Origin of the sequence: Ligilactobacillus sp. WC1T17 (assembly GCA_900110005.1) — a bacterium.
Taxonomy (GTDB): domain Bacteria; phylum Bacillota; class Bacilli; order Lactobacillales; family Lactobacillaceae; genus Ligilactobacillus; species Ligilactobacillus ruminis_A.
Map to the genome: position 1 here is coordinate 46,035 of FOCC01000002.1, position 24,032 is coordinate 70,066.

Below are 24,032 nucleotides of genomic sequence, written 5' to 3' on the forward strand. Positions count from 1 at the left end.
ACCCCTATTTTTGTTCTAAAACAGCATGAGCTTGTTTAACTACAGCCTCAGGATCAACTTCAGTCCAAATTTGCCCTTCGCTGTCAACGGCTTTTAAGTGAATCAAAAATTCGATATTTCCCTGACCACCGGTAATCGGTGAAAAGTCTAATTCGCACACATCATAGCCGCTCGCCGCTGCAAAAGCCATAATATCTTGAACCACTTCTAAATGTGTTTGGGGATCACGTACAATACCATGCTTACCGACTTTTTCGCGTCCGGCTTCAAATTGCGGCTTGATAAGTGCCACAACATCGCCTTGATTTTTAATGATGGTATGCAAATTAGGCAAAATCAGGTGCAGGGAAATAAATGAAACATCAATGGTCGCAAAATCGGGTTGCCCGCTGGTAAAATCTTCCAGCTTCGAATAGCGGAAATTGGTATTTTCCATCACCACTACCCGCGGATCTTGCCTTAATTTCCAAGCGAGCTGGTTCGTGCCGACATCTAAGGCATAACTCATTTTAGCCCCTTTTTGCAGGGCTACATCGGTAAAACCGCCGGTTGAAGAGCCTATATCTAAAACCGTCTTATTGCGGATGGTCAAATCAAATACCTTCAGGGCTTTTTCCAACTTTAAGCCGCCACGACTGACATAAGGCATTTTGGTACCCTTAAAATGCAATTTAGTTTCAGGGTCGATTTTCATGCCCGGCTTGTCTAAACGTTCTTCATTTTCGCCTAAAATTTCCCCCGCCATCACTGCTCTTTTAGCTTGTTCTCTGGTATCAAATAAGCCTTGCTGCACCAGTAAAACATCAATTCGTTCTTTTTTCATTCTTATTACCTACTTTAAAATAATTCAACAATGCCGCTAATAAGTCAATCTTGCAATCAGTGGTCTTCGCCAACGTTTCTAAATCACTGGAAACCAGCTTTTTGACCTTAGCTAATTCTTGATAGGCGCCTTCAAGCCCTAATAACCCTGGATAGGTATTCTTATGTTCGGCTTGATCTTTTTGCGTCTTTTTACCCATTGTAGCCGTATCCGATACGACATCCATAATGTCATCATAGATTTGAAAAGCTAAACCAAAGTTTGCGCCAATGCGTTTTAATAGCGCAAGCTCTGCTGACTGCTTTCCTGCTAAAAGCCCGCCGGCCATAAAGGCATATACCAGTAAAGCTCCGGTTTTTTGAGCATGGACATCCTTTAGCTGGTCTAAAGTCAATTTTTTTGTTTCGCCTTCAATATCGCCGACTTGTCCATTAACCATGCCTTGCGGACCAGAAGCCAAGGCCAAATCAGCTATCAGCTGGGTTTTAACGGCTGCAGTTAGCTTGGTTTGGCTCATAATTTCAAAAGCCGTCGTTAATAAGCCATCCCCGGCTAAAACAGCCATGGCTGGCCCAAAAACTTTATGATTGGTTGGCTTGCCCCGCCTTAAGTCATCATTATCCATTTCTGGAAGATCATCGTGAATTAAAGAATACGTATGGATGAATTCCAAGGCACTGCCACAGGCTAAAACATCAGCGTCAATTTCACGGCCAAAAGCATCACAAACCAGCATGATAATTAGTGGCCTAATCCTTTTACCACCGGCATCAACCGAATAAGCCATCGCATCACGCAAAAGCGGACGAGTATTTAAATCTTTTAAATATTGGTCCATTGTTTGTTCTAACAAGGGCCGATATTGGTCTTGAAATGCTTTTAAATCATTAGTCATTGCTTTCAGCCCGTTCATATGGAACTTCATCGCCTTGGTCATTAATCACCTTGGTCAAAGTATGTTCAGCCTCAGCCAATTTCTTTTGCAGCTGATTGCTTAAAGCAACCCCTTGCTTAAACTGTTCTAAAGCCTGTTCCAAAGGTACATCTCCTCGTTCAAGCTGAGTAACAATTTTTTCTAATTCATCCATTTGAGCTTCAAATGTGTTTTCTTCATTCATCATTTTTCCTCCTCAATAATTTGGGTAATGGTTGCTTTGGCTTGGCCATCGCGTAAATGCAGATCAACTGCTGTGCCAACCTCTAACTGGCTAACCTGTTTTACAACCTGCTCTTCTTTAGTTACATATGAAAAGCCGCGTCCCATCACCTTCAGCGGACTGAGCATATCTAAGGCATTAGCTGCTTTAGCCAGTTGTTCTTTTTTTTGCTCCAATAAATAGCGGCCTGCCTTTTCCAAGCGATAATCTTGTTGTTTAACGTCGCTTTCCAACAGCTTTAAGCGATCACTTAAAGTGCGGCTGTATAAGTGCTGTTGTAAAAGCTGCAGTCTATTTTGCCGATCCTTAAGTCTGCGGTTAAAATTAACCTGCAGCTGATAGTTAAGCTGGTCTAATTTTTGCACATAACTGTCATATAAGCGTTCCGGTGTCGCAAAAATATATGAATTCCTGTTTTTTTGCAGACGCTGCTTCAAGTAAGCCAATCTAGCCTGCATGGCCTGCAAAAGCCGATTTTTTAATTGATCAATTTTAACCAAATCTTCACTTAAAACCGAGGTAGCTAATTCGGCCGCTGCTGTTGGCGTTGCTGCTCTGACATCAGCAGCTAAATCAGCCAAAGTGGTATCTGTTTCATGCCCAACCGAAGAAATAATCGGAATTTGGCTGGCATAAATAGCTCTGACCACTTTTTCCTCGTTAAAAGGCCATAAGTCTTCAATTGAACCGCCACCGCGGCCAATAATAATTGTGTCAAAATCGCCCCGTTCGTTAACTTCTTTTAAACGGCCGACCAAAGCATCAGCGGCTCTTTCACCCTGCACTTCAGCAGGAAAAAGCACCAATTGAGCAATCGGATACCGGCGGGTTACTGTGGTAATAATATCGCGAATAACGGCCCCTGACCGGCTCGTAATAACCGCAATGCGCCTAGGAAATGGCGTGATTTTTCGTTTGGGTCCTGAAAAAAGTCCTTCTTTGGCTAATTTCGCCTTCAATTCTTCCAAAGCTTGATATAAAGCTCCCACGCCTTCTGGTTCCATCGTTTCAATATAAAATTGATAATTGCCGCTGGCCTCATAAATATCAATCCGCCCTGAAACAATCACCTTCATGCCTGATTCAGGCGTAAATTTAATTTTATTGAAATTGCTGGCAAACATCACCGCGTTAATCACTGCTTTTTCATCTTTTAAAGAAAAATACTGGTGGCCACGGCGTAAACGAAAATTGGAAATTTCGCCCACAAGCCAAACCTTTTTCAGATATGGATCAGCTGTAAATTTGCGCTTTAAATATTTAGTCAAAGCAGTGACTGTTAAATAGTTATTTTCAGTCATCCACAACACTTCTTTCAGCAAATTCTACTGTTTGCTTCATCAGCATTGAAACAGTCATCGGTCCGACACCACCAGGTACAGGCGTAAGGAAGGAAGCTTTTCCCATCACACTGGCTTCGTTAACATCGCCGCTTAATTTGCCCTCGGCGGTCCGGTTAATGCCAACATCAATCACAACTGCGCCTGGTTTAATGTAGCTTTCATCAATCATCCCTGCTTGTCCTACAGCTACCACTAAAATATCAGCTTTTTTGGTAACTTCCTGCAGCTTATGCGTTACACTATGTGCTACGGTAACCGTTGCACTGGCATTAATCATCAAAGCAGCTAAAGGACGGCCCACTAAGTTGCTTCGACCGACAATGACCACTTCTTGTCCACGAACATCAATATCATATTCATCGAGAAGTTCCATAATGCCCCTAGGAGTACATGGCAAAGCTCTAGCTTCATTCATGAATAAACGCCCCATATTTTCCGGGTGTGACCCATCAACATCTTTTTTAGGACTGATAGCATCAATGACGGCTTTTTCATCAATCTGCTTTGGCAAAGGCATTTGCACTAAAACGCCGTGCACATTAGGATCATTATTATAGCTTTTAACAACTTTAATGACCTCTTCTTGGCCGGCATTTTGCGGCAATTTCTTATCAATCGTTTTAATACCGATTTTTTCAGCTGCGCGGTGTTTATTGCGCACATACACCTTGCTGGCTTCATCGTCCCCAACTAAAATTACCGCTAAAGTTGGCGTAACCCCTCTTTTTTTTAACTTGTTGACCCGTTCCTTCAGCGATTCTCTAACTTTTTGCGCCAAGTCGCGTCCATTCATTAAAATCGTCACTTTAACCCACCTCATCTAAGTATACTTAATTACCATTCTATCATTAGAAATCAAAAAAAAACAGTCTTAGCTATTAACTAAGACTGTCTGAATTTGCTTACAGCAAGTTAGATAAAACCCCATTAATAAAACGGCGGGAAGTTTCATCACTAAATTCTTTGGATAATTCTAATGCTTCATTCAAAGCAACCTTGGCTGGCAAATCATCAACAAATTTCATTTCATAAACTGCAAGCCGCATTAAAATTAAATCCGTTTTGTTAAGCCGTGAAATAGGCCAACCCTTTTTCAAATGAGCTGAAATCAATTCATCGATTTCAGTTTGCTTAGATCTAACACCATCCACTAATTGGATTAAATAAGCAGGTGCTGCTGTTTCTTCGCCCAATAATGCTTCATAAACATCCGTCGGATTAGCATCAGGATTGCTATTTAAAGCAAAAAGGGTTTGAAAGGCTACCTTACGTACTTCGTGTCTAGACATACTCAATTTTGTTCACCATCTTCTACGCCAAAGGGATTGTTAGGATCAATTGCCGGTTGTTCTTTTTCTGGAATAACACCGCAAATATGCACATCAACCCCGCTGATCTCCAAGCCTGTCATAAATAAGACTTGTTGACGCACCTTATCTTGAATTTCACGAGCAACTTGAGGAACAGCCACGCCATAATTTAAAAAGACGTAAACGTCGACATTTAAACCGTTATCACCATTTTCAAGCTTAACGCCACGGCCGCGATTCTTCTTGCCCAATAATTCAGATAAACTGTTTTTCAATGAACCACGCATAGAATATACGCCTTCAACTTGGCTAGTAGCAATTCCAATGATAACTTCAATCACTTCAGGAGCAATTGAAACGTCGCCTAGGCCTTGTTCTCTTGTTGCTAAGACAATATTATTATCCTCAGCCATTGTAAGACCTCCTTATGTCCTTGTTAAAGACAATTAGTTAGCACGAGAAATGTATGAACCATCAACTGTGTTGATGGTCAAAACATCGCCTTCATTAACGAAGAATGGTACTTGAACAACCAAACCAGTTTCCATCGTAGCAGGCTTAGAACCGCCGGAAGCTGTATCGCCTTTGATGCCAGGTTCAGTTTCCTTAACAACCAAATCAACTGTATTTGGCAATTCAATCCCTAATGTTTCAGCACCATACATGATAACACTGACAACCATGTTCTCCTTCAAAAACTTCAATTCTTCAGTTAATTCTTCACCTGGAAGTTCAAGTTGTTCATATGTTTCAGTATCCATGAAAACATAGTTGTTGCCGTCAGCATACAAGTATTGCATCTTACGACGGTCGATTTGTGCTTGTTCAACTTTTTCACCAGCGCGGAAAGTCTTTTCTTGAACAGCACCTGTACGCAAGTTCTTAAGCTTAGAACGTACGAAAGCAGAGCCCTTACCAGGCTTAACATGTTGAAATTCAACCACGCGCCATAATTCGCCATCAACTGTAATGGTTAAACCATTTTTAAATTCGTTTACAGAAATCATTTAATGATCCTCCTTGACCTTATTGAATGGATTAATAACTACTCATCCAAATATAACTCATACATTTCATAATAACAAAAAAACATATCTGTATGCAAGGATAATGAATAATTTTAAAATTAGACTTCAATGTAATTTCTTGAAAAGTCGGTTAAAATTTCATAACCATCTTCTGTTACTAAGATATCATCTTCAATCCGAACCCCGCCAACACCGGGTACATAAATACCTGGTTCAATCGTAATAATTTGCCCAGGCTGCATATATTCTTCATAGGTCCGACCTACATTAGGCAATTCATGAATATCTAAGCCAATGCCATGTCCCATGCCATGGTTGAAATATTTGCCATAACCCTGCTGCGTAATGAAGTCGCGTCCAATTCTATCTAATTCTTGGCCGTTAACTCCGGCCTTGACCGCTGCTACGGTCAGCTCATTAGCTTTTAAAACGGTCGCATAAATTTTTTTAACCGCATCGCTTTGCTTTCCTAAAGCAAAGGTCCGCGTTACATCAGAAGTATAGCCGTCTTTGAAGTAGCCAAAATCAACTGTTACCAAATCATTAGGGGCAATTTTTTTAGCGGTAGCTGTACCATGTGGCCACGTCGTTCTTTCACCTGAAGCCACAATACTTTCAAATGACCAGCCAAAAGCCCCCTGCTTTTTCATGAAATAATCAAGTTCATTTGAAACTTCCAGTTCAGTCATCCCCGGCTCAAGCGTATCTAAGATATATTGGTAGCCTTTGCCTGACAAGAGGCAGGCTTCTTTAATCGCTGCAATTTCTTCGGGTTCTTTAACGGAACGCAAAGCTTCAATAACTCCGCTTAAAGGTACAATATCAGCCGTTGACAATTCATCAATAATATCATATGCACTATAGGAAAGACTTGCTTCAAAAGCCATCGCCGCTAAATGTTCTTTCGTACACAATTCGCAAGCTGTCTTTAAATAATCACGCGTAATAAAACTTTCCCATGCCGGTTGATCATGTGCAATTTGTTCTTCAAAGCGTGAATCCGTAATCAAATAGCGGTGATTTTCCGTGATGAGCAAAACACCGTCATCACCGGTAAAACCGCTTAGATAGTAGCGATTAGAGGGATCAGTGACTAAATAAGCGTCCACACTCATTTTTTGCATTTTTTGCCGCAGGTTTGCGACACGTCTTTTTGACATTTCATCTGTTACAAAAAGCATTTACCCACCCCATTTATCTTAAATTAAGCATATTATAACATGTTTACCGGCAAATTCTAAGAAAAGGATACAAAAAACCGCTTGGAAATTCCAAGCGGTACAATTAATTAGGCTTCAATCAATTGACGGGCATGAAAAACAAGTTTATCGTTTTCAAGCTCAATGGTTACTTCAGAATGAGGCAAAATATGCCCGGCAATAATTTCTTTGGCCAGAGGTGTTTCGACTTTATTGGTAATAAACCGTTGTAAAGGACGGGCACCAAAGGCAGGATTATAACCTTCTTCGGCTAACCAGCTTTCAGCTTGCGGCGTAATCTTGAGTGTAATTTCTTGATTTTCCAACCGGTTAGATAAGAGTTTAATGAATTTTTCCACAATTTTTTGAATAGCAGCCTGATTGAGCGGTGTAAACATGATTATATCGTCAATCCGGTTCAAAAATTCCGGTTTAAAATGCATCTTAGCCAAATCCAAGACCTGCCTGCGCGTTTCTTCATCAACAACACCTGTATCTTTGACTTTATCAAGTAAAATATCAGAGCCGAGGTTTGAGGTCATAATCAAAATGGTATTCTTAAAATCAACCGTACGACCCTGGCCATCAGTCAAACGGCCATCATCTAAGACCTGCAGTAAAATATTAAAGACATCAGGATGAGCTTTTTCAATTTCATCAAACAAAACAATGGTATATGGATTTCTTCTAACCGCCTCTGTCAGTTGGCCGCCTTCTTCGTAACCGATATAGCCCGGAGCTGCACCGACCAGTCTTGAAACTGACGCTTTTTCCATATATTCAGACATATCAATTCTGACCATATGCTTTTCAGAATCAAACAAAGCCTCTGCTAATGCTTTAGCCAACTCAGTCTTACCAACACCGGTTGGGCCTAAAAACATAAATGAGCCTAAAGGTTTGGATGGATCTTGCAAACCGGCACGTGACCGGAGCACTGCATCAGAAACAGCTGTTACTGCTTCGTCTTGGCCAATAACTCTTTCGTGCAAATTATCAGCTAAATGGAGCAATTTTTGCCGTTCTCCCTGGACTAATTTGGCAACTGGAATCCCGGTCATACGACTGACAACTTCAGCGATTTCATTTTCAGTAACTGATTCTTCGACCAGAAAATCAGCCGGCTTCTTTTGATTTTCCAGTTCGTTAACTTCTTTTTCCAACTTAGGAATAACTTCGTATTGCAGGCGGGAAGCTTCTTCTAAATCGTAGCGGTTCTTGGCGTCTTCAAATTCATGCTTGGCTTTGTCTAAAGCTTCTTTTTTATCAGAAACCTGTTTAATAGAAGCTTTTTCATTTTCCCACCGCATAGTTAACTTATTAGCTTTTTCCCTCGAATCGGCTAAATCCTTTTGTAATTCTTCCAACCGCTTTTTCGAAGCTAAATCCGTTTCTTTTTTCAAAGCTGCTTCTTCAACTTCCTGGCGCATTAATTGCCGCTTAACTTGATCTAACTCCGTTGGCACTGAATTCATTTCTACCCGGATTTCAGCACAGGCTTCATCAATTAAATCAATAGCCTTATCCGGCAAGAACCGATCTGTAATATAGCGATTTGACAAAGTAGCTGCAGCAACTAAGGCATTATCATGAATTTTGACACCATGGTGGATTTCGTAACGTTCCTTTAAGCCACGCAAAATAGTGATGGTATCTGCAACGGTTGGTTCTTTAACCAAAACTTTTTGGAACCTGCGCTCTAGGGCCTTGTCTTTTTCCATATATTCGCGATATTCATCCAAGGTTGTTGCCCCGATTAAATGCAGTTCGCCGCGAGCCAGCATCGGCTTTAAGAGGTTTCCGGCATCCATCGAGCCTTCTGTTTTGCCAGCACCGACAATCGTATGGATTTCATCGATAAAAAGAATAATTTGGCCTTGGCTCTTAGTGATTTCTTTTAAAACAGCCTTTAAACGTTCCTCAAATTCACCACGGTATTTAGCCCCGGCAATTAAAGCTCCCATATCCAAAGAAAAGATAGTCTTATCTTTTAGATTATCAGGAACATCTTGATTAACAATCCGCTGAGCTAACCCTTCAACAATAGCCGTTTTGCCGACACCGGGTTCGCCAATTAAAACAGGGTTGTTTTTGGTCTTGCGGGACAGGATTCTGATTACATCGCGAATTTCTTCATCACGTCCAATAATTGGGTCTTGCTTGCCTGATCTAACCTGCTTAACAAGGTCTACCCCGTATTTTTCAAGGACTTTATATTGTTCTTCCTGGTTTTTAGACGTAACCTTTTCACCCTTTCGCATCTCTGAAATAACTTGCTTTAATTTTTTATAATTAACGCCCTTAGCAGCCAGATATTCGCTTAAAGGATTATACTTTTGTTTAGCCAAAGCCAAAGCCAAAGTATCAACGGCAATATATTCATCACCTAATTGCTGTCTGACTTGATCAGCATCCTGCATCAATTGATAGAGCGTTTGTGACATATTTTGACCATAAGCCTGACTGCCTTCAACAACCGGCAGTTTATCTAAAGCTTGATCAATTTTGGTTTCAAATTCATTAACGTTAATTCCGGCTTTTTGATATAAATCTCTTAATATTTCACCGGGTTGCACCAGAAATTTAAAAAGATGAAAAATATCAATTTCTTGGTGGTGTCTCGTTTGAGCAATTTTTTGTGCTTCAGCAAGCGCACTTTGAACTGCTTCAGTCATTTTTGGCCCTTCATTCATTTAAAAAACCTCCATTCGTAACTTACAAGTATATTTTATACCCTTTAACAGCTGATTTCAGTTTTTTTGTATTCATTTGGTCAAAGAAGGTCAAAACTTAAACATTTCTTAATTTTTTAGTTGGCTTTTAATTTACTTCTTCGGATGTTGACGCTTAGAAATGGTAATAAAGCTTTCTTGCCAAAACAAAGATTTCAAAGCGGTTATAGGCAAGTCTATTAAAAAAGCCTTCCCACATATGTGAAAAGGCTTTTACCAGCAACAATCTCAATTTAACAGAATACTGCAAAACTGCCTAAAACAATAACACTGACAATGCCTGCTAAAGTTTAGCTGATTGTTCTCGTCTTCTTATGTCGGAGATATGCTTCGATTTTAAGCTAAAACAGGCATGCTTACGTCAACATTATGCGGATCCGTTACGATTACCATAACAGTTGTGTCATAGCCGGCCTTTTGGACCGCATCCATGTCAACATCCATTAAAAGGTCGCCCTTCTTGACCAGGTCTCCGGCTTTAACCTTAGTGTCAAAGCCTTGGACCTTAAGCATAACAGTGTCAATTCCGACGTGGATTAAGACTTCTGCCCCTGCCATAGTTGTTAAACCAATGGCGTGGCCTGTTTCAAAGACTGCGATAACTTCTGCATCGCATGGTGCGACAATCTTACCGTTTGCAGGCTTAACAGCAAAGCCCTCTCCCATTGTGCCGGATGAGAATACTTCATCTTTAACTTCTGATAATTGGATAACTTCACCTTCAACAGGTGCATCGATACTTTCAATGGACGGCACCTTTCTAGATAACCCCAAAAACTATGACCGCGCCTTGTTTGGCAAACTTTTAGCCAAGATGAAAGACCAGGGCGTCCACCTTATCGTAGCCAGCGGCAACCAATATGCCCGCCTGCAGGATGATTTCAGAGAATGCTTTCAAGAAATCGATTTTGTCGCAGAAAACGGCGCCTACCTTTTAGGCAAGGGCAAGGAAATGCTGGCCCAAACTTTAAATCCAAAAACGGTCGAAAAAATCGTCCAATTTCAAAAAAACATCAAGGACAGTCACCTGGCACTAAACGGCATCAAGAGCGCCTATATGCTGAAAAGTGAAGACAAAGACTACCTAAAAAGCAGGTTTTACTACTGCCCCAGCCACACCTTAGTTGATTCATTCGACAAACTTCCAGACGACCGCTTCATAAAATTAAACCTGGCCGTCCCGGCTGAAGACATAAAACAAACTGTCGCAAGACTTACGGAAATGTTTGGCGCTGAAGTCCACGTCACCTCTTCGGGCTTCGGCGATATCGACATCATCAAAAAAGGTGTCAACAAGGCCCAGGGCTTAGAAACAATGCTTAAGCGATGGAACCTGACCGGCGAGGACCTGGCGGCATTCGGCGACGGCGGCAATGACATTGAAATGCTAAGGTTCGCCAAATACAGTTATGCCATGGCAAACGCCGACCCAGAGGTAAAGAAGGTATCCCAATACTCGACCCTTTCCAACAACGAGTCCGGTGTCTTGAAAGCCTTGGAAGAATTGCTGAATGATTAGCATATAAAGTCCCTGATTAAGCTAAAATACCCGTGATGCACTAACTGCACCACGGGTATCTTTAATTCGATAAATAACAAATCAATATTTTTTGAATTATAGTTTTAAAAAATAAAAAAAGCAGGCATAAAATCCTGCTTTTTTGCGTCTTTACTTGATATAAGCATATTTATAATTCCACTGCGTGCCGGCAGTATTATGAATAATTCCATGTACCTTAGAACTTTGCATATATGCGGTCGTCTGCTGATAAATTGGGGTTACCCCTTGATCTTGATTGAAAATTTTTGCTGCCGCAACCAGGTCTGACCAGCGTTTATCAACATCATTTGCATCCTCATTTTCAGCTTTCTTAATTAAAGCATCATACGTTGGATTGTAGTAATTACCGTAATTATATGATGTATTTTGCAAAGGAATCTGCAAAAAAGTAATCGGATCATTGAAATCGCCACCCCAACCTGAGACATAGATATCAAAGTCGCCATTTCTTGCTTTAGTTAAAGCAGAATTTCCTGGAATGGCTTCAACATTAACTTTAGTTCCCGGTAAAACCTTGGTATATTGTGATTGCAAATACTGGGTTAAAGGCGTGTTATTGCTGTTTTCATTTGAAGCGAGAATATTAATAGTCAAATTTTTGGCGCCAATCTGGGCCAAGCCCTTCTTCCAGTATGCTTGAGCCTTTTTTTCATTGTATTCTACTGTGCCTTTAACGGCTTGTTCCTTGGCAAAATCAACGCCTGTTTTAGGGTTGGCGGCTAGACCTGTTGCTACAAAACCACTTGGAACCTGCGAACCGTCACCAAAAACTTTCTTTGTTAAAACTTTGCGATCTAAGGCCAGTGAAAAGGCTAGCCGGATATTACGGTTGTTAAAGGCTTTTTTATTGATATCGTTAGCATCATTGAAATTATATGCCAGATAAGCAACATATGAATACGGATATTCTTTAAATTCACTGCTGTGCTTGAGATTTTTAACCTGCTGATTAGAAAGTGGTGTCATATCAAGCTTTTTTTGGGAATAGAGCTGGTAGCCGGTGTTGGTATTTTCGACAACTTTATAAGTGATTTTTTGTAATTTAACCTTTTTTTGATCCCAATATTGCTTATTTTTGACAAATGACCACTTGTCATTGGTTCCCGTCCAACCCGAAATTTTAAATGGACCTGAATAAACCATATATTTAGACTTAGTAGCATATTTTTTACCATATTTTTCAACTACTTTTTGATTTTGTGGTGCAAATAATGGATATGCCATCAGTACCTTGAAATAAACAATCGGCTTATCCAAGGTTACCACCACCGTATTTTTATCTGTAGCTTTAATGCCTAAAGTATCAGCTTTCTTTTTTCCCGCCATAATGGCATCAGCATTTTTGATACTGGAAAAAAGATTAGCATATGGTGATTTGGTCTTCGGATTAATGGTCCGTTTCCATGAGTACACAAAATCTTGGGCTGTAATTTGATCACCATTAGACCATTTGGCATTTCGCAATTTAAAAGTCCAAGTTAACCCGTCTTTTGACACTGTCCCTGACTTGGCTAAACCTGCCACTGGCTTGCCTTTCTTGCCTAACCGATAAAAGCTTTCGTAAACATTGCCTGTCTGTCCATAACCTGTTGCCTTGGAAATATCAATCGTATCTAGCGGTGCTTGTGCGGACAGTTTTAAAACCTGTTTTGAGCTTTGTGTCTGCTGCTTGGTGCAGCCCGCTAAAACAAACGCTAATGCCAGTGATAATACCAAAATACTTTTTTTATTCATGCTTAATAACCCCTCAATTAATTTAAAAGTGTGCAAAAAAAGACCTGCACAGCACCAAAAAAATGGTGAAATGCAGGTCTTAGCCAAAATAATTTGTCTCTATAACTAGAGACAACAGGCCCCGTTTAGACACACTTCACCAAGGTTATGTAAACAACAACATTGTTTGCTTGCGTTAATCATTGTGAATGTCTCCTTCCTTACAAATAATAAGTTAATTTTAACTTACTTTTTGTAATTTGTCAAAGGGTTATTCAAAAAAATTAATGATTGCGGAAAAAGAGCACAATAGCCAGTAAAATCGCGCCTAAACCAACAATGGTTTTCATGATTTTTTGCGGAACTCTGCGCGCAATCATGGGGCCTAAAATACCGCCTACAAAAAAGCCGATTGCCATTGGCAGCACATATCCCCACAAAATCGTAGTTTTAGTCGCATAAATAATAATTGAAATCACATTGGTTAAGCCGGCGGAAGCATTTTTTAGCGCATTATTTTCGGCAAACGTTTTATCAGAGTAAATAACCATCATTAAAGCCAGCAGCAAAGCGCCTGATCCGGCTCCAAAATACCCTTGATAGATACTGACGATAAAAATGCCGCCAAACGATAGCGCCTTTTTCAAAAAGGAAGGCTCAATTTTAACAAATTCACCCTCAGCCGGTGCTTTTTTGCCGGGCTTTAACAACATAAAGGCCGCCAACAGCATAAATAAAGGCACCAAATTTTGAAATGTTTTGCCCGGCAGCATAAAAAGCAGCAGCGAACCCATAATGGCGCCGATAAAGGTAATTGGAATCAAATAAAGCAGCTGTTTGACTGATTTTTTCAGTTCCGGCAGCGAAGTAATCACTGAACTAAAAGAGCTGGTAATTGTCCCAAAAGTATTAGTAACATTGGCCATTACCGGCGACAAACCTAACATCAGCAAGGCCGGATAAGACACCAGCGAGGCTAACCCAGCAGCTGTGCTGACAATGCCCGCCAAAAGGCCGACAACAATCAATTCTAAATTAAAAATAATAAGATGCATTTTCTCTCTCCCAAATAAAAAAAGAGCTAAGTAAGTAACCTAGCTCTTTAAAAATTAGTCTTGTGCGACTAATTTCACAATTTGCAAAATTACATCCGTTGCTTGTTCCATAACTTGTTGCGATACATATTCATAGCGTGCATGCATGTTTTCGCCACCGGCAAATAAGTTAGGTGTTGGCAAGCCCATAAAGGAAATCTTAGAACCATCTGTACCGCCACGTACAGGGTAGATAACAGGGGTGATATCCAAGTCTTCCATGGCTTGCTTAGCTAAATCAACTACTGTCATATCTTTTTCAATGACTTCGCGCATGTTGTAGTATTGGTCTTTAAGATCCATAACAACCCGCTTTTCACCTAATTCTTCATTCATCTTAGCTGCGATATCTTGCATAACTTGCTTACGTGCTTCAAATTTAGCCCGATCATGATCGCGAATAATGTATTGACTATGCGCTTCATCAACCGTACCGTCAACTTCTAAGATATGATAGAAGCCTTCGCGTCCTTCTGTTTCTTCCGGTACTTCGCCTTGTGGCAAGCGATTATTAAATTCCATCGCCAACCGGATAGCGTTAACCATAACGCCCTTAGCTGTTGCAGGGTGCACGTCCTTGCCGATAAAGGTCAATTTAGCCGCAGCGGCATTGAACGTTTCATATTCAAGTTCGCCTAAAGGACCGCCATCAACCGTATAGGCAATATCAGCGCCAAAATCTTTAACGTCAAAATGATCAGCACCAGTACCGATTTCTTCATCAGGTCCGATTCCGATTTCGATTTCACCGTGCTTAATTTCAGGATGGTTAACCAAATATTCCATCGCTGTAATGATTTCAGCAACACCAGACTTGTCATCAGCACCAAGCAGCGTTGTCCCGTCTGTTGTAATCAAAGTATGGCCTTGGTAATTTTTCAAATTAGGAAATTCTTTTGGTGATAAAACATACTTGCCTTCACTATCTAATTTGATATCACTTTGACCATCATAGTTTTCCACGATTTGCGGATTAACATTCGTTGCATTAAAATCGGCTGTATCTAAGTGTGAAATAAAGCCGACTTTTTTGACATCATGGTCGAGATTGCTCTTCAAAGTAGCAAAGACATATCCGCTAACAGGTGAAATGCGGACATTATCCAAGCCGATTTCTTTTAATTCTGCCACTAATTCTTTAGCAAATTCAACTTGATTTGGTGTTGAAGGAATCGTCGTTGAATTTTCATCAGAACGTGTTTCTTTTTTGACATATTTGATAAAACGTGGGAGTAATGTTTCGTACTTACTCATCATACTAACAACCTTTCTTTGGCAATTGCCTTTTATTATTGTCGCATTTTTTCAGATAAATTTAAATGGGTTAGTGTTAACTTTTGATTCAATAACTTCAAGCTGCCACTTTTCACTTTGCGCCCATTGCTTAAATAAAGCTGTCATCTTAGTCTTGCAGATGACTTCAAAATAATGTCCTGGATCAATGACAGCCAGACCTGATTCATAAATATCATGACCCGTGTGGTAAGTAACATCACCGGTAACATAGACATCAGCCTTTTGCTTCATAGCTTCCGTAAAGAATTTAGAGCCGGAACCGCCTAAAACAGCCACCCGCTGCACCATTTTAGCAGGATCTTTAGCAATTAATTTTACTCCATCCATCCCGGTTTTTTCCTTAACAAACTGTGCATAGTCCGCAACTGTCATCGGCTTGTCCAACGTTCCAATCCGGCCCATGCCATAGGTTGGCCCTAAATTTTCAACTTGATAAAGGTCAAAAGCAATTTCTTCATAAGGATGGTGAGCACACATTGCATCCAAGACTTGGTTTTTTAACCGGCTTGGAAAAACGACTTCAACCTTTTGTTCCTGCACTTCTTCAGCGGTACCCTTCGTTCCAATATAAGGGTGAGACCCAGTCTCAGGTAAAAAGCGTCCAGTCCCCGCTAAAGAATATGAGCAACGCGAATAAGCCCCTAAATGGCCCGCGCCAGCGTCGCCTAAAGCTTGCCGCAATTCAGCTGCATTTTGCGTAGGCACAAAAACTGCCAATTTATACCACGTTTCCTGTTTTAAAGAAACAAATGGCTGCGTTTCAATCAATCCTAATTCTTCTGCCAGCCAATCACTGGTGCCGCCTTGCGCATTATCCAACAAAGTATGGGCTCCAAAAACAGTTAAGTTGTTTTTTAAAATATCAGCATACATTTTATGCTGCGGTATACTCAAATCTATTGATTTAACCGGCACAAACATGGCAGGGTGGTGAGCAAAAATAAAATCAGCACCTATTTCAAGTGCTTCTTTAACCACAGCCGGTCTCACATCAAGCGTCACAAGCATTTTTTTGACTTCATGATCTAATGATCCTAACTGTAAGCCAACAGGATCGCCTTTTTCGGCAATAAAAGGCGGTGCAAATTGATAAAAACGGTCGACGATATCTTTTACTTTAACCATGTAAAACACCTTCAATTTGAGCAATTTCAGCTTCAATTTCTTTGATTTTAGCTGTGGGAACCTGTTTAGCTTTTTGCATTTGCGCTAAAACCTTTTTTAACTTGTCTTTTTCCTTAGTCCACTTCGCCTTAAAGACTTGATTTTGCTCCTGGCGCAAGGCTGGACCAAATAATAAGTCTAATTCAGATAAGCTAGGTTCAGCACCCGTCCAGTCTGCCACGATAATTTCATAAGTATGGCCGTCTTCTGCTAAAATTTCTTCTGCTTTGATGGTATAACCATTAGCATCTAAAAAGAGGCGGACATTTTTTTCACCCACATTTGGCTGTAAAATAAGGCGCGGATGATTTTGTAATTTAGCTTTACCCGCCTGCAAAATATCAGCAATCAAAGGCCCGCCCATCCCGCAAATTGTAATCGTATCAATGTTATCGGTTAATTCAACGGCAGCTAAACCGTCTTTTAACCGTGCTTGCACGACGCCGGTTAAACCTTCTTTTAAAATTTCATTTTGCGCATTTTCAAAAGGACCCTTAACTACTTCGCCGGCAATTGCAAAAGTAATTTGCTTATTTAAAGCCAGGTAAGCCGGCAAATAGGCATGATCAGAGCCGATATCAGCTAACCTTGCCCCCTTTGGCACAAACGAAGCAACTGTCTTCAAGCGCTTTGACAAATGATGTGCATCCAAAAATTAGCCCCCCTTATTTAACTTCTTCATCCGTCTTCAAAACAGCCATAAAGGCTTCTTGCGGCACAACAACCCGTCCAACGGCCTTCATCCGTTTTTTACCGCGTTTTTGTTTATCCAATAGCTTCGCACGGCGGTCAGGATCACCCGTATGAATCCTAGCCGTTACATCTTTGCGATAAGCTTTGATATTGGTACGGGCAATAATCTTCGCACCAATAGCTGCTTGAATTGGAATTTCAAAGTTTTGCCGTGGAATAATTGTTTTAAGCTTGTCGGCAATCACCCGACCGCGTTGTGCCGCAAATTGACGGTGCGTAATAAAGCTCAAGGCATCAACCTTATCCCCATTAAGCAAAATATCAATTTTAACCAAATCACTTGGACGTGTTCCATCTAATTCATAATCAAGTGAAGCATATCCGCGTGTGCTGGATTTTAATTTATCAAAGAAATCAAAGATAATTTCTGACAGCGGCATTTCGTAAATGACATTAACCCGATAATCATCTAAGTATTCCATCGTTACAAAATTTCCCCGTTTGCGCTGGCATAATTCCATAACGGGGCCAACATAATCATTTGGCACCATGACTTCAGCCTTGACAAAAGGCTCATTTATTTGTTTAATCTGCGGTGCTTCAGGCATTTCCGAAGGATTAGTGACACTGATGTGGCTGCCGTCTGTCAATTCAACATCATAGGTAACAGAAGGAGCCGTTGTAATCAAATCCATCCCAAATTCACGTTCCAAACGTTCTTGGATAACATCCATATGCAAAAGGCCTAAAAAGCCGCAGCGAAAACCAAAGCCTAAAGCTTGTGAAGTTTCTGGTTCAAATTCAAGTGCCGCATCATTTAATTTGAGCTTTTCCAAAGCTTCTCTTAAATCGTTATATTTGGCATTATCGGTAGGATAAAGGCCGGCAAAAACCATTGGATTCATTTCCCGATAACCAGCTAAAGGTTTAGCGGTTGGGTTGTCAGCGTTTGTTACCGTATCACCAACACGTGTATCTTGAATATCTTTAATGCTGGCGGTTAAATAACCAACGTCCCCAGCCATCAAATAATCTCTTTTCAAAGGCTTAGGTGAGTTAACCCCTACTTCAACAACTTCATAACTGGTATTGCTATTCATCATTAAAATACGGTCTCCTGGCTTAACTGTCCCTTCAACCACGCGAATACTCAAAACAACACCCCGATAATCATCATAGACTGAATCAAAGACTAAAGCTTTCAAAGGTGCCTTTAAATCCCCAGCTGGTGCCGGTACTTTTTGCACAATTTGTTCCAGCATTTCTTTAATGCCAATACCTTCTTTAGCCGAAGCTAAAACCGCTTCAGAAGCGTCTAAACCAATGACATCTTCAATTTCTTGCCGCACCTTTTCCGGTTCAGCTGAAGGCAAGTCAATTTTGTTGATGACCGGCACAATTTCCAAATCATCATCTAAGGCCAAGTAAACATTGGCTAGTGTTTGAGCTTCAACCCCTTGTGCAGCATCAACAACTAATACAGCACCTTCACACGCAGCCAGTGAACGTGAAACTTCATAAGAAAAATCGACATGTCCTGGCGTATCAATCAAATGGAAGATATAATCTTCGCCATCTTCAGCATGATAGTGCAATTCAACAGCATTTAATTTGATCGTAATCCCACGTTCCCGTTCCAAATCCATTGAATCCAGTAATTGATCCTTCATTTCGCGCTTAGAAACAGTATCTGTTAATTCAAGGATGCGGTCCGCTAACGTTGATTTACCATGATCAATATGAGCAACAATTGAAAAGTTGCGAATATGTTTTTGCCGCTCTTTCATTTTTTCATAATCCATTAGCTTTTCCTGCTTTCTTTCAAAATTCAGCATTTTCTGCAATAAAGAAGAGGTGAATCAAAATCCACCCCTCAAATAATTATCCAACTCAAGCTGATTTATTAGTTAGTTGGCAAAGGGCTTTGATTGTCCTGCCCTAAGGTCAGAAAATATCACCAACTGCTGTTTTAACAACAGTTAACCTGCTTTCGATTATATCATTCTCTAAAACAAATGTCACTTGTATGTGCTATCTGCTGTAAAACAAAAAAGTATCTGCTGTGTAAAGCAGATACTTTTTTCAAGCTGTTAGTTCATTATAATAAGCAACAATTTTTTGTTCGTCTAAAGCCAAATCAACCAAGCCATATTTTAAGATAACATGCCAAGCCCGCACAAAATCGCTCAACTGGTGCTCAAAGTGACTTTTTTCCAATAAACGGACAGCGATTAAATAAACGGCGTTAAAAGACTGGCTTTGCCATTTAGCGCGCATCTTTTGCAATTCTTCGTCTGATAATAACAGTTTATAACTGGTCTTTTGTTCATTGGAAATCATAAAAAAGGCCAATAATACTTTTGCATATGCTTGATATTTTTCTGGATTTGAGCCTTTATTTGATACTTCCATCAAGTCACTCAAAGAACACAACAAGTCAGTGTATAATCCATTTAAACGTTCTTGGTCGCTATATTTTTTTAAAGGAATAACTTGGCGCGGATAATGGTGCAGCGCCCTTTTAGCCATCGCAGCTATATCCATCACTTATCATCTGCTTCCATAAAAACTTCATGACACCTAATTTGCACATCATTTTCATTTTCCAAGTACCAGTCAACCAAAAAATCGTTATCAACTAACAAATCAAACAACGAGACCTGATTATCAGGGTCATCAACTTTCATTACCCAGCAAGGCTGTGTAGCTTGAACTAAATCCTTGTTGAACAAGGTTAAAACAACTTGGCCCTTAAGCTTTAGCACCGCTTCCCCGTTCATACCGGAAATAAGCATCAAGCCAGCTTGCGAACTTTTGACAAAAAGCTTATCAAGCGCATCATCAGGATCAGTTGCGGTTTGCATTTGATAAAGCTTATCATATGTGGCATCAAAGAAGTTAAAGTCCACTTCATAACCATAATCGGCTTGGAGATATTGACCTAAAGCTACTAAATACCTCTCAAAATGCTTTAAAATATGTTTTTGAACTTGATCACGATAATTGACTAATAATAATTTAGTTAAATCTTGGCTATTGAAGTACAATTGCTTTTTTTCAAAATCAATGAAAAATAACCTCAAGCCGGTTTTTTCTTCAACATAAAAAGCCTGCTGATTATTGGCTGGATTAACTGCAAATTTAAAAATCCCCCGGTCATTAATGCCTGGAAATTCATGGTATAAACTTTGCTTTTGTTCACTGGATTGCAAAATAATCGTTTCGTCTTCATGCAAACCTAGTAGACGGTTAACAAAAATCAAATAAAAATCAGCACGGCTATATTGCAGCGGATAGACTAAATAGCTGCTATCAAGCTGATAGGAGGCTAAAATTTGGACAGCTTTCAACAATTCATTGACATCGTCCGTTTTAATTAAAGTATCCAAAACTTCGGTGAAATAAAGGCCAGCATTTAAATTATCTTTTAATTGCTGATTATATTCAACCAAACGGTCGGCCGTCGATTGGGCCGGCGCAAAAGCTCCGGCTGATTCAACATCAAATTCTGATTCATGAGGATAAAAAACCACTGTTTCTAATTTCATAATTAAACCTCCTGATTATCATGTGCAATTAAATTTGCAATATAATCACGATATAAAACTTTATTTTGCGCTTCAAAATCAGCAAAGCTGCCAAACTTGGCCAAGATACTTTGCTTTTCATACCCTAGTAAAGTATCTTCTTTTGATAAAGCTAAAATCTTTTTTTCGTTATCATGGATTCTTTGATATCCATCAAATACTTTAGCATCTAATTTTTCGTAACGGTTTAATTCATCTTCCAGCTGCTGTTTTCTTTCCCTTTGCTTAGAAGCTTCCCAAGGCATAACCTTCATTTGATTCAAGTCTTTTAATTTACGGCGAATCCGCTCTTGTTCAGCATCACGAGCATTTTTTGAATCCAAAAGTTCCTTAATTTCATCGTTTTCTTGTGACAAACGTTCAATCGTATCAGTGTTTAAACGCTTATTTTGCGCTTCAAATTCAAAAGAGCGGGCTAATTTTTGGTACTCTTCTTCATCAAAAACAAAAGCCACATTTAAAACATCAAGTGTGCCGAATAAACGTCTTCCCCACCAATTGCCAAAGTAAAATTGGAAGTGGCCCCGACCGGTTTCTTCAAAATAAAAGAAAGGATATCGTTCGTTTAAAAAGGCGATTAATTTTTGACTTAAATAATCGCTCAAATAATCGTTGGCATCCACAACCAATTGTTCATTAGCCTTATCAGCCTGAATATGACGGGCTTTTTGAATTTCAGTAGCATACTTTTCACCATTAATTAGCTGATAAACCTGCCGATCATCTTGGTTGGCTACAGCTTGAGCCAAAGTTTGGAGATAGTCGGTTTTATTTTTCAAGACCATCGCCAAAGCTTTCGTAGCTTGGCCATGATCCACTAGTGTAAATTGATTTGAATTACTCATTGCTATTCCTCGATTCTTCATAATCACCTTAATTATAAAACTATTTTAGCGTGAACCAAGAAGAAATCGTAGACAATTTTATTATTTTTATATTTTTTTTAATTATACAGTGCCGCTAGTTGCTTAAGCTCTGTTTTGGGCCGGACATTTTCATAAAAAAGCTGATATTGCTGCTGACACTTTTGGCACTGCCAAATTAAAGCGTGCAAAAAAAGTTGCTGTTCAGCCTGGTATCTCCCTAAAGCCTGCATTTCAACCACAATATAAAGCATCTTGGGAGCTTTTTCCACAAGCTGCCGGGCCGAAATGGTCAAATATTTGCTTTTAGCCTGCTTTTGATAACGTATTTTTAACTGTCGCAGCTGTCTTTTACTCAATTTTTCAAAATAAGCTAGGCAAATCCCGCTTGATTTTTGGCATAAAATCTTATTGCCCAGCCGTAAAATCTCCGGTTCCAAGTTAATTGAAGCTGTCTGCCAACGGATTTCTTTACGATAAATTTCACCATTTATTTCAAATAATATTTGCTGCGGCAAGTCGATAATTACCCCACTGGCTAACCCGCTTTTGGGGAAAAAGCCCTTTTTAAGTGCCAACAGTGTCAAATTGAGTGTCATTTGAAAAGCTAAGTTATGGCTTCCTTTAGCCCGGTTTAGATACTTAGCCCTCAAATTCAACAAAGACGGCTTTTTTCCCATCAAAGACCGCAACAAACGATACTCTGTTTCCATGCGCAAACTAAGCTGGGTTAATTTAACAAATAATTGCCGTTGCCCCTTATTTAAAAATACTGCTTTCAAAAAAAAATCCCCCTTTTTTCCATCTATTAGTAAAGACGCAAAAAAGAGCGATTTTATTTATTATTTATCTGGCAAGATATTGGCGTTGATATTCGCTAATTCCTGTAAAAACAAACGGTGCTTGATCTTGGCTTACGTCCAACACTAAATCTTTAGCTCGCATATCCAAAGCACTGAAGATTTGTTCATATTCAGCTACACTAACCTGTTTTCTGTGAGCTAGCAGCTGTTCATAGAAAACAGGATCAAGCATTTTTTCAAAACCAGGCATTAATAAGCCGCTAAAGAATTCGCCTTGCGCTCCTGACCCGTAACTGAACAATCCTAGCCGTTCATGTGCTTTTAAAGAATCAGACAAATTAAGCAGGGAAAGCAGACCTAAATACAGTGAGCCTGTGTACAAATTACCTACTTGACGACTATATTGCCGTGAAAATTCAAATTGCCGCAGCAATTTGCCAGCCACCAGTGGATCAACCCCCGCCAAAGCGGCTCTTAAGCCTTTTAAGCCTTGTTTAGTGTATGGCAGATGGAATAAAAGTGCCTTAAATTCTTCTATTCGAATTCCTGTTTGAGCTTGATATGCTTCAAAAACTTTTTGGAAAAATTCAACATAAATGTTAGCCGAAAATTTACCATCAACTAAAGCTTCCGTATGGTCGAAAGGACGCCAAAAATCCATTGCATCATCCATATAATAGCTGCAAGTATCTTCCAAAGCTAAAATCCGCGGATTAGCAGCAATTACCATGGCACAAGCTCCCCCACCCTGGGTTGGTTCGCCTTTGGTATGTAAACCATAACGAGCAATATCTGCTCCAACAACCAGTGCTTTTTTATCAGGATGCAAAGCAACGTGCCCCTTAGCCAATTGCAAAGCAGCTGTAGCACCATAACAAGCCTGCTTTAACTCAACTGCGCGCAAATAGTGTGAAAGACCTAAAAGACGGCTGAGGTAAACAGCCGAGGATTTTGAATTATCGATACCTGATTCGGTCGCAAAAATAACCAGATCAATCTGCTTTTTATCTTCTTCTGTTAAGATTTTTGAACAAGCATTAGCCGCTAAAGTCACCGCATCTTGGGTGGGAGGAATAACTGCCATTTTTGCTTGTCCGATTCCGATTAAATATTTATTGGGATCTTCATTACGTGCCTGGGCTAATTCAGCCATATCGACATATAAATCAGATGTATAAAAACCTAATTTATCGATTCCTATTTGCATATTGTTTCCTACCTTACTGTTTTACTAATACTAGTTTAACTAATCATGCTTATTTTTTCAAACGAGCAAATATTTAGTTGCAAAATTTAAAAAGTGTCCCATAATTAATTAAAGAAGAATCGAAAAGAAAGCAGGAACATTATGCAAGCATATCAAATGACAGTCAACGGTTTAGTTCAAGGAGTCGGTTTTCGCTATATGACCCTTATCTTGGCAAATGAACTTAAAATTAAAGGCAAGGTTCAAAATATGCCTGACGGATCCGTTTATATTGAAGCACAAAGCGATGATACAGATGCCTTAAGTCGCTTTATTGAAGGAATCAAAAATTCACCTACGCCAGCCGGCCGGGTAGATTCTTTTTCTATAGCATCGATGCAGCCCAAATCATACACCCGCTTTAACGTGGTTTATGCTGATAAAGGTTGAAAATGTTTGCAGATTAGGATATATTTATAA

General features: G+C 39.8%; 24 protein-coding genes. 2 read left to right on the forward strand and 22 right to left on the reverse strand.

Annotated elements, in window-relative coordinates; all coding sequences use genetic code 11:
* Positions 1 to 4: 4 nt before the first annotated feature.
* From BMX26_RS01375 to BMX26_RS09570, 11 genes are all read right to left on the reverse strand, one after another.
* Entirely contained in the window at positions 5 to 823 is an 819-nt protein-coding gene (locus BMX26_RS01375) for a TlyA family RNA methyltransferase (protein WP_075529686.1), read from the reverse strand.
* Positions 804 to 1,736 (reverse strand): polyprenyl synthetase family protein, encoded by a 933-nt coding sequence (locus BMX26_RS01380; protein WP_412771385.1) that lies wholly within the window; start codon positions 1,734 to 1,736, stop codon positions 804 to 806. Before BMX26_RS01380 ends, BMX26_RS01375 begins: the two co-directional genes overlap by 20 nt.
* Positions 1,711 to 1,941 (reverse strand): exodeoxyribonuclease VII small subunit, encoded by a 231-nt coding sequence (locus tag BMX26_RS01385; RefSeq protein WP_075529688.1) that lies wholly within the window; start codon positions 1,939 to 1,941, stop codon positions 1,711 to 1,713. The genes BMX26_RS01380 and BMX26_RS01385 overlap by 26 nt, the downstream gene beginning before the upstream one ends.
* Entirely contained in the window at positions 1,941 to 3,281 is a 1,341-nt protein-coding gene (gene xseA / locus BMX26_RS01390; RefSeq protein ID WP_075529689.1) for an exodeoxyribonuclease VII large subunit, read from the reverse strand. The genes BMX26_RS01385 and xseA overlap by 1 nt, the downstream gene beginning before the upstream one ends.
* A complete protein-coding gene (folD, locus tag BMX26_RS01395) occupies positions 3,274 to 4,128 on the reverse strand; it encodes a bifunctional methylenetetrahydrofolate dehydrogenase/methenyltetrahydrofolate cyclohydrolase FolD (protein WP_075529690.1) in 855 nt (284 codons plus the stop codon). Before folD ends, xseA begins: the two co-directional genes overlap by 8 nt.
* A gap of 97 nt (positions 4,129 to 4,225) precedes the next feature.
* Complete coding sequence (gene nusB, locus BMX26_RS01400; protein WP_173647970.1) at positions 4,226 to 4,618, reverse strand: transcription antitermination factor NusB; 393 nt, start codon at positions 4,616 to 4,618, stop codon at positions 4,226 to 4,228.
* Positions 4,615 to 5,046 (reverse strand): Asp23/Gls24 family envelope stress response protein, encoded by a 432-nt coding sequence (locus BMX26_RS01405; protein ID WP_075529691.1) that lies wholly within the window; start codon positions 5,044 to 5,046, stop codon positions 4,615 to 4,617. The genes nusB and BMX26_RS01405 overlap by 4 nt, the downstream gene beginning before the upstream one ends.
* Positions 5,047 to 5,079: 33 nt before the next feature.
* Positions 5,080 to 5,640: an elongation factor P gene (gene efp / locus BMX26_RS01410; protein WP_075529692.1), complete on the reverse strand. Its 561-nt coding sequence runs from the start codon at positions 5,638 to 5,640 to the stop codon at positions 5,080 to 5,082.
* Between the two features lie 119 nt (positions 5,641 to 5,759).
* Positions 5,760 to 6,842 (reverse strand): M24 family metallopeptidase, encoded by a 1,083-nt coding sequence (locus BMX26_RS01415; RefSeq protein ID WP_082272435.1) that lies wholly within the window; start codon positions 6,840 to 6,842, stop codon positions 5,760 to 5,762.
* Between the two features lie 107 nt (positions 6,843 to 6,949).
* A complete protein-coding gene (gene clpB, locus BMX26_RS01420) occupies positions 6,950 to 9,553 on the reverse strand; it encodes an ATP-dependent chaperone ClpB (protein ID WP_075529693.1) in 2,604 nt (867 codons plus the stop codon).
* Positions 9,554 to 9,928: 375 nt separating this feature from the next.
* On the reverse strand, positions 9,929 to 10,348 hold the full coding sequence (locus BMX26_RS09570; protein WP_075529694.1) for a PTS glucose transporter subunit IIA: 420 nt from the start codon (positions 10,346 to 10,348) through the stop codon (positions 9,929 to 9,931).
* Here BMX26_RS09570 and BMX26_RS01430 point away from each other — a divergent pair.
* Entirely contained in the window at positions 10,338 to 11,111 is a 774-nt protein-coding gene (locus tag BMX26_RS01430) for a Cof-type HAD-IIB family hydrolase (protein ID WP_075529695.1), read from the forward strand. The two genes, BMX26_RS09570 and BMX26_RS01430, sit on opposite strands and share 11 nt — an antisense overlap.
* Positions 11,112 to 11,261: 150 nt before the next feature.
* On the opposite strand, the gene BMX26_RS01435 is transcribed toward BMX26_RS01430, so the two are convergent.
* The 11 genes from BMX26_RS01435 to BMX26_RS01485 all read right to left on the reverse strand — a co-directional run bounded on the left by BMX26_RS01435 (position 11,262) and on the right by BMX26_RS01485 (position 23,573).
* On the reverse strand, positions 11,262 to 12,887 hold the full coding sequence (locus BMX26_RS01435; protein ID WP_075529696.1) for a peptide ABC transporter substrate-binding protein: 1,626 nt from the start codon (positions 12,885 to 12,887) through the stop codon (positions 11,262 to 11,264).
* A gap of 263 nt (positions 12,888 to 13,150) precedes the next feature.
* Positions 13,151 to 13,921, reverse strand: a complete 771-nt coding sequence (locus BMX26_RS01440) for a sulfite exporter TauE/SafE family protein (RefSeq protein ID WP_075529697.1) — start codon at positions 13,919 to 13,921, stop codon at positions 13,151 to 13,153.
* A 54-nt stretch (positions 13,922 to 13,975) separates the two neighbouring features.
* On the reverse strand, positions 13,976 to 15,214 hold the full coding sequence (pepT, locus tag BMX26_RS01445; RefSeq protein WP_075529839.1) for a peptidase T: 1,239 nt from the start codon (positions 15,212 to 15,214) through the stop codon (positions 13,976 to 13,978).
* Positions 15,215 to 15,265: 51 nt separating this feature from the next.
* Positions 15,266 to 16,381 carry a Nif3-like dinuclear metal center hexameric protein gene (locus BMX26_RS01450; RefSeq protein WP_075529698.1) on the reverse strand — a complete coding sequence of 372 codons (1,116 nt, stop codon included), beginning with the start codon at positions 16,379 to 16,381 and terminating at the stop codon, positions 15,266 to 15,268.
* Positions 16,374 to 17,072 (reverse strand): tRNA (adenine(22)-N(1))-methyltransferase, encoded by a 699-nt coding sequence (locus BMX26_RS01455; RefSeq protein WP_075529699.1) that lies wholly within the window; start codon positions 17,070 to 17,072, stop codon positions 16,374 to 16,376. Before BMX26_RS01455 ends, BMX26_RS01450 begins: the two co-directional genes overlap by 8 nt.
* Positions 17,073 to 17,085: 13 nt before the next feature.
* The gene (gene lepA, locus BMX26_RS01460) at positions 17,086 to 18,915 is read right to left on the reverse strand and encodes a translation elongation factor 4 (RefSeq protein ID WP_075529840.1); all 1,830 of its coding nucleotides are present in this window, start codon (positions 18,913 to 18,915) and stop codon (positions 17,086 to 17,088) included.
* Between the two features lie 280 nt (positions 18,916 to 19,195).
* Positions 19,196 to 19,657 (reverse strand): hypothetical protein, encoded by a 462-nt coding sequence (locus tag BMX26_RS01465; protein WP_075529700.1) that lies wholly within the window; start codon positions 19,655 to 19,657, stop codon positions 19,196 to 19,198.
* The gene (locus BMX26_RS01470) at positions 19,657 to 20,661 is read right to left on the reverse strand and encodes a hypothetical protein (RefSeq protein ID WP_075529701.1); all 1,005 of its coding nucleotides are present in this window, start codon (positions 20,659 to 20,661) and stop codon (positions 19,657 to 19,659) included. Before BMX26_RS01470 ends, BMX26_RS01465 begins: the two co-directional genes overlap by 1 nt.
* 2 nt (positions 20,662 to 20,663) lie before the next feature.
* Positions 20,664 to 21,545 (reverse strand): exonuclease SbcC, encoded by an 882-nt coding sequence (locus BMX26_RS01475; RefSeq protein WP_075529702.1) that lies wholly within the window; start codon positions 21,543 to 21,545, stop codon positions 20,664 to 20,666.
* A 98-nt stretch (positions 21,546 to 21,643) separates the two neighbouring features.
* Complete coding sequence (locus tag BMX26_RS01480; protein ID WP_075529703.1) at positions 21,644 to 22,345, reverse strand: hypothetical protein; 702 nt, start codon at positions 22,343 to 22,345, stop codon at positions 21,644 to 21,646.
* Between the two features lie 64 nt (positions 22,346 to 22,409).
* Complete coding sequence (locus BMX26_RS01485) at positions 22,410 to 23,573, reverse strand: hydroxymethylglutaryl-CoA synthase (RefSeq protein ID WP_075529704.1); 1,164 nt, start codon at positions 23,571 to 23,573, stop codon at positions 22,410 to 22,412.
* A gap of 141 nt (positions 23,574 to 23,714) precedes the next feature.
* Here BMX26_RS01485 and BMX26_RS01490 point away from each other — a divergent pair, with 141 nt between their 5' ends.
* Entirely contained in the window at positions 23,715 to 24,002 is a 288-nt protein-coding gene (locus tag BMX26_RS01490; protein ID WP_075529705.1) for an acylphosphatase, read from the forward strand.
* Positions 24,003 to 24,032: the final 30 nt, after the last annotated feature.

Excerpts from the sequence above, each read along its gene's own strand:
- BMX26_RS01375 (WP_075529686.1), bottom strand. The coding sequence starts at position 823 with ATGAAAAAAGAACGAATTGATGTTTTACTGGTGCAGCAAGGCTTATTT.
- BMX26_RS01380 (WP_412771385.1), bottom strand. The coding sequence starts at position 1,736 with ATGAACGGGCTGAAAGCAATGACTAATGATTTAAAAGCATTTCAAGAC.
- BMX26_RS01385 (WP_075529688.1), bottom strand. The coding sequence starts at position 1,941 with ATGAATGAAGAAAACACATTTGAAGCTCAAATGGATGAATTAGAAAAA.
- xseA (WP_075529689.1), bottom strand. The coding sequence starts at position 3,281 with ATGACTGAAAATAACTATTTAACAGTCACTGCTTTGACTAAATATTTA.
- BMX26_RS01405 (WP_075529691.1), bottom strand. The coding sequence starts at position 5,046 with ATGGCTGAGGATAATAATATTGTCTTAGCAACAAGAGAACAAGGCCTA.
- efp (WP_075529692.1), bottom strand. The coding sequence starts at position 5,640 with ATGATTTCTGTAAACGAATTTAAAAATGGTTTAACCATTACAGTTGAT.
- BMX26_RS01415 (WP_082272435.1), bottom strand. The coding sequence starts at position 6,842 with ATGCTTTTTGTAACAGATGAAATGTCAAAAAGACGTGTCGCAAACCTG.
- clpB (WP_075529693.1), bottom strand. The coding sequence starts at position 9,553 with ATGAATGAAGGGCCAAAAATGACTGAAGCAGTTCAAAGTGCGCTTGCT.
- BMX26_RS01430 (WP_075529695.1), top strand. The coding sequence starts at position 10,338 with ATGGACGGCACCTTTCTAGATAACCCCAAAAACTATGACCGCGCCTTG.
- BMX26_RS01435 (WP_075529696.1), bottom strand. The coding sequence starts at position 12,887 with ATGAATAAAAAAAGTATTTTGGTATTATCACTGGCATTAGCGTTTGTT.
- BMX26_RS01440 (WP_075529697.1), bottom strand. The coding sequence starts at position 13,921 with ATGCATCTTATTATTTTTAATTTAGAATTGATTGTTGTCGGCCTTTTG.
- pepT (WP_075529839.1), bottom strand. The coding sequence starts at position 15,214 with ATGAGTAAGTACGAAACATTACTCCCACGTTTTATCAAATATGTCAAA.
- BMX26_RS01450 (WP_075529698.1), bottom strand. The coding sequence starts at position 16,381 with ATGGTTAAAGTAAAAGATATCGTCGACCGTTTTTATCAATTTGCACCG.
- lepA (WP_075529840.1), bottom strand. The coding sequence starts at position 18,915 with ATGGATTATGAAAAAATGAAAGAGCGGCAAAAACATATTCGCAACTTT.
- BMX26_RS01465 (WP_075529700.1), bottom strand. The coding sequence starts at position 19,657 with ATGGATATAGCTGCGATGGCTAAAAGGGCGCTGCACCATTATCCGCGC.
- BMX26_RS01470 (WP_075529701.1), bottom strand. The coding sequence starts at position 20,661 with ATGAAATTAGAAACAGTGGTTTTTTATCCTCATGAATCAGAATTTGAT.
- BMX26_RS01475 (WP_075529702.1), bottom strand. The coding sequence starts at position 21,545 with ATGAGTAATTCAAATCAATTTACACTAGTGGATCATGGCCAAGCTACG.
- BMX26_RS01485 (WP_075529704.1), bottom strand. The coding sequence starts at position 23,573 with ATGCAAATAGGAATCGATAAATTAGGTTTTTATACATCTGATTTATAT.
- BMX26_RS01490 (WP_075529705.1), top strand. The coding sequence starts at position 23,715 with ATGCAAGCATATCAAATGACAGTCAACGGTTTAGTTCAAGGAGTCGGT.